A 4,497-nucleotide genomic window follows, 5' to 3' on the forward strand; every position below is an offset into this window, starting at 1 on the left:
ATGTTTTATATATAAAACAAATGAGGATGCAAGGATGAGTTGGATCTCAGTTTGTCAGCAAGACGACATCACCGAAGACGAGCCGAAAGCCATTGAAGTCGACGGTAAGAAAATTGGCGTATTTTTCATCGATGATAATTACTTTGCCATCGAGAATGTTTGCCCACATGCCTTTGCCTTGTTAACAGAAGGCTTTATCGAAGATCAAACAGTGGAATGCCCATTGCATGAGGCGATCTTTGATATCCAGACAGGTGAGTTGAAGAGTGGACCAGGATGCCGTGATTTGTGCACCTATCCAGTACGTGTTGAAGGGCAGGACGTTCAAATTCAACTATAAGTTTTATTTTAAAGGATGGAATCTCATGAAAACTTTTAATGAGAAGCTAGCGAACTGGATTCATGCCACGCCAGCGACCGAAGCAGGGATTAACAATATTCAGATACCGGGACAGGCAGAGCTACTGGTTTGGCAAACACGTTATAAAGAGCCAACTGTCTATGAACAGGATTTTGTTCAACATCTCATCAAAGCCTTTTCTACAGGCGTCACTGAACTCACAGATTTAGTCCAGTCTTTAAACCAGCAAGGTTTTCGCTGTGAATCTGGTGAGCTTTGGACTTCTGAAAAGTTCTCAGAAGAAATGCAACGTTTAGGTTATTAATTCAAGGAAGAATAGTGATGAACGCAGCAGTATCAGTTACTCCAAGTGTAGAAGAGTATTTAGATTTAGGTTTACGTGATCAGTGGCATCCTGTGTTGGCAAGCTGGGAAGTGGCTGCAAATCCAGTCGGTATTACCCGTTTAGGTGAAAATATCGTGGTTTGGCGTGACGCAGAAGGTCAGGTTCATGCTTTGGAAGATCGCTGTCCGCATCGTGGCGCACGTCTTTCTTTAGGCTGGAATCTGGGCAATCGTGTAGCTTGCTGGTATCACGGTGTTGAAGTTCGCCATGATGGCGTTGTGGAAGATGTGCCTGCGGTACATGATTGTCCAATGAAGGGTACTTCATGTGTCAAAAGCTATCCTGTGATTGAACAGCATGGTGCAATTTTCATGTGGTTTGGTATCGATGCCAATGAAGCGCCTAAGCCGCTAGATTTTCCTGAACAACTGGCAAGTGAGGAATGGAGTTCATTCTTATGTCAGGCGGACTGGAAAGTAAATCATCAGTATGCGATTGATAATGTGATGGACCCGATGCATGGTAGTTATTTGCATTGCACGTCACACTCAATGGCAGAGGGCGACCGTACTGCGGAAATGAAACACCGTTCAACGCCAAATGGTTTTGTTTTTGAGAAAGAAGGCCAAATTGGGGTGAATTTTGACTGGGTTGAATATGCCAATACGGGTGCAAGCTGGTTACGCCTCTCCATTCCGTATCGTAAAGACTTTGGCCCAGGTGGCGAGTTCTGGATCGTGGGTTATGCAACGCCAATTGATGCCAACAATACCCGTGTATTTTTCTGGCGCTGCCGTAAAGTCAGTGGCTGGCAACGTAATGTCTGGCGCTTCCTTTACCGTAACCATTTAGAAAAATTGCATTGGGATGTATTGGAACAGGATCGCATTATTTTAGAAAATCTTGCGCCGAATGCCCGTCAACACGAATTCCTTTATCAACATGATGTTGGTCTCTCGCGTTTACGCCGTTTAATGAAAAAAGAAGCGGAAAAACAGTTAAAGAAAATTGCAGCATTGAATACCTCAAACCGTATTGAAATGCAGGAAGAAGTTCATGGTTAATGTCGCATTGTTACAGGACAAAAAAGTCCTTGTCACAGGTGCGGCAAGAGGCTTGGGTCGAGACTTTGCACAAGCGATTGCGGAAGCAGGCGCTCAAGTGGTTATGGCTGATATCTTGACTGATCTGGTACAAGAAGAAGCCGCTGCTTTGCAAGCACAAGGCTTAAAGGTTGATGCGGTGAGCATTGATCTGGCAAATGCAGACTCGATCCAGCAAGCAGTTCAGCAAGCAGCTGAGCGCATGGACGGAATGGATGGTTTAGTGAACTGTGCCGCACTTGCAACCAATGTTGGCGGTAAAAGCATGATGGATTATGACGCAGATCTTTGGGATCGTGTCATGAACATTAATGTGAAAGGGACTTGGTTAGTGACCAAGGCTGCGGTGCCTTATCTCAAACAGTCCAGTGCAGGCAAGATCATTAACGTCGCTTCGGATACAGCGTTGTGGGGTGCTCCCAACCTCATGGCCTATGTCGCGAGCAAAGGTGCATTAACTGCAATGACACGTTCCATGGCGAGAGAACTTGGGCCATTTAATATCTGTATTAATACGCTTTCACCGGGATTGACTCTGGTTGAAGCAACAGCCTATGTGCCACAAGAACGCCATGATTTATATGTGAATGGTCGTGCGATTCAACGTCAGCAATTACCACAGGATTTGAACGGAACAGCCCTTTATTTACTATCAGATTTGTCCTCGTTTGTGACAGGACAGAATATTCCAGTAAATGGCGGTTTTGTCTTTAATTAAGGAGTCATCTCATGATTACAGGGATTGAGATTTTAAAGTTTGGCGTTGAAGACAGAGCTGCTTCGAATAAATTTTTGGCAGATTTCGGTCTAAAGCAAAGTCAGTCAGATATTGAAGGGACTGATCTTTACCAGACACAAAATGGCAGCAAGATCTACTTATTTGATTGTGATGATCATCGTTTACCAAAAGCCATTGAGTCAGGTTCAACTTTACGTGAAGTGACTTGGGGACTAGATGATGCGGCACAGGATTTGGCAAATTTAGCATTTCGTCTAAATGATGTAGAGGGTTATCAGGCGACTGCGGATATGGTGCAGTGTCTAGATCCGAATGGCATGACGATCCGCTTTCAGAAAAGCTTTACCCAAGATCTACCTGCATTGAAAACAGAAGGCATTAACCAGTACGGCAATGTACAACGTGTCAATGCAGCAAGTCCTGTATATGACAAAGGACAACCTGTTGCGATTGGTCATGTGGTGTTTTTCACGCCTGATTTAGCAAAGACGGAACAGTTCTATATTGAGAAACTTGGTTTCTTCTTATCAGATGCTTATCGCAATCGTGGTGCATTCTTACGCTGTCGCGGTAAAGGTTTCCACCATGACCTGTTCTTGCTTTCGGTGCCAAATAAACCTGCTGGACTCAATCATGTCGCATTCGTCGTTCGTGATATCCATGAGGTGATTGGTGGTGGATTGCACATGAACCGTTCTGATTGGTCAACGTTCATTGGCCCAGGACGCCATCCGATTTCTTCAGCTTACTTCTGGTATGTCAATTCACCGCTTGGTGGTGCGTTTGAGTATTACACTAACGATGACTATCTGACCGAAGAATGGCAACCACGCATTGAAGAACATCGTCTGGAACTCTTTACAGAATGGGCGATTGAAGGCGGTCTGGATGATCACACCCGTCGTCAGGTTAAACCTGCATAAGTACAGATCAAGCAGGGAGAACAAGCTATGGAAAGAATCGTAATTGTGGGTGCAGGACAAGCTGCGGGTTGGGCAGTCAGTACTTTGCGCCAGAATGGATATTCAGGTGAAATTCATGTGGTCTCAAATGAAGACCGTGTGTTTTACGAACGCCCACCATTGTCAAAACAGGTACTTTCAAAAGAAGCTACTTATGAAAGCTTGCATCTGTTTTCTCCAGAGCAGGTGCAGGATTTTAATATCCAATGGCACAAGCCAGCAGTTGCTACTCAGGTAGATCGCCAGCAGAAGCAGGTGGTTCTGGAAAGCGGTCAGGTTTTACCGTATGACAAATTGTTGATTGCCACAGGTAGCCGTGCGCGTGTTCCTGTGAATACGTGGCAGTTTATTCCCAATGTGGTGACTTTACGTAATGTTCAGGATTGTGAGCGTTTAGCCGAAATCTTGCAGCATTCGCAAAAGTTAGCCGTGATTGGTGGTGGCTGGATTGGTCTGGAAATTGCAGCGACGGCACGTAAACAAGGCAAAGAGGTTCATATTTTTGAATATGGCGATCGTCTGTGCGCGCGTAGCGTCAGTCCCGATGTCTCTGAGTTCTTGAAAAACATGCATGAGCAGCAAGGTACCCAGATTCATTTAGATAGTAAAAATCTGCATTTGATTGAAGTAGGTCAGCAAAAAGTTGAAGTGGTCAATCATCCGAATGCAAGTGAGCTGTTTGATTGTGTGGTTGTAGGTGCAGGTGCTGATATTGCCAAAGAGCTTGGTGTCAATGCGGGCTTGGACGTGAAAGATGGCATTGTGGTGAATTGTTTTGGGCAGACTTCTGACCAGGATATTTATGCCGCAGGTGATGTTGCGATTCATCCAGGGCTTGGGTATTGCATCCAGTCATGGGCCAATGCACAGAATCAGGCCATTGCCGCTGCAAAATCAATGTTGGGCATTGAAACCGAATATAGCGATATTCCGTGGTTATGGTCAGATCAGTATCACTTTAATATTCAGATTTTAGGCACGTATCAACCTGAAAAAACAGGGCAGAT

At 44.9% G+C, this 4,497-nt stretch carries 6 protein-coding genes; all 6 read left to right on the forward strand.

The window, feature by feature from the left end; all coding sequences use genetic code 11:
- Window positions 1–34: 34 nt before the first annotated feature.
- Window positions 35–340, forward strand: coding sequence for a non-heme iron oxygenase ferredoxin subunit (locus AWW72_RS16625; RefSeq protein WP_004772876.1), 306 nt, complete (start codon window positions 35–37; stop codon window positions 338–340).
- 25 nt (window positions 341–365) lie between these two features.
- Complete coding sequence (locus tag AWW72_RS16630) at window positions 366–665, forward strand: recombinase-like helix-turn-helix domain-containing protein (RefSeq protein ID WP_004772875.1); 300 nt, start codon at window positions 366–368, stop codon at window positions 663–665.
- Between the two features lie 17 nt (window positions 666–682).
- On the forward strand, window positions 683–1,750 hold the full coding sequence (locus AWW72_RS16635; RefSeq protein ID WP_004772872.1) for a Rieske 2Fe-2S domain-containing protein: 1,068 nt from the start codon (window positions 683–685) through the stop codon (window positions 1,748–1,750).
- Complete coding sequence (locus AWW72_RS16640; RefSeq protein ID WP_062848064.1) at window positions 1,743–2,507, forward strand: SDR family oxidoreductase; 765 nt, start codon at window positions 1,743–1,745, stop codon at window positions 2,505–2,507. The genes AWW72_RS16635 and AWW72_RS16640 overlap by 8 nt, the downstream gene beginning before the upstream one ends.
- A gap of 11 nt (window positions 2,508–2,518) precedes the next feature.
- The gene (locus tag AWW72_RS16645; RefSeq protein WP_062848065.1) at window positions 2,519–3,451 is read left to right on the forward strand and encodes a VOC family protein; all 933 of its coding nucleotides are present in this window, start codon (window positions 2,519–2,521) and stop codon (window positions 3,449–3,451) included.
- A 27-nt stretch (window positions 3,452–3,478) separates the two neighbouring features.
- Window positions 3,479–4,497: NAD(P)/FAD-dependent oxidoreductase (locus tag AWW72_RS16650; protein ID WP_062848066.1), on the forward strand; the 1,019-nt coding region annotated here is incomplete at its 3' end.

It is taken from the genome of Acinetobacter sp. NRRL B-65365 (genome assembly GCF_001605865.1).
Taxonomy (GTDB): Bacteria; Pseudomonadota; Gammaproteobacteria; order Pseudomonadales; family Moraxellaceae; genus Acinetobacter; species Acinetobacter vivianii.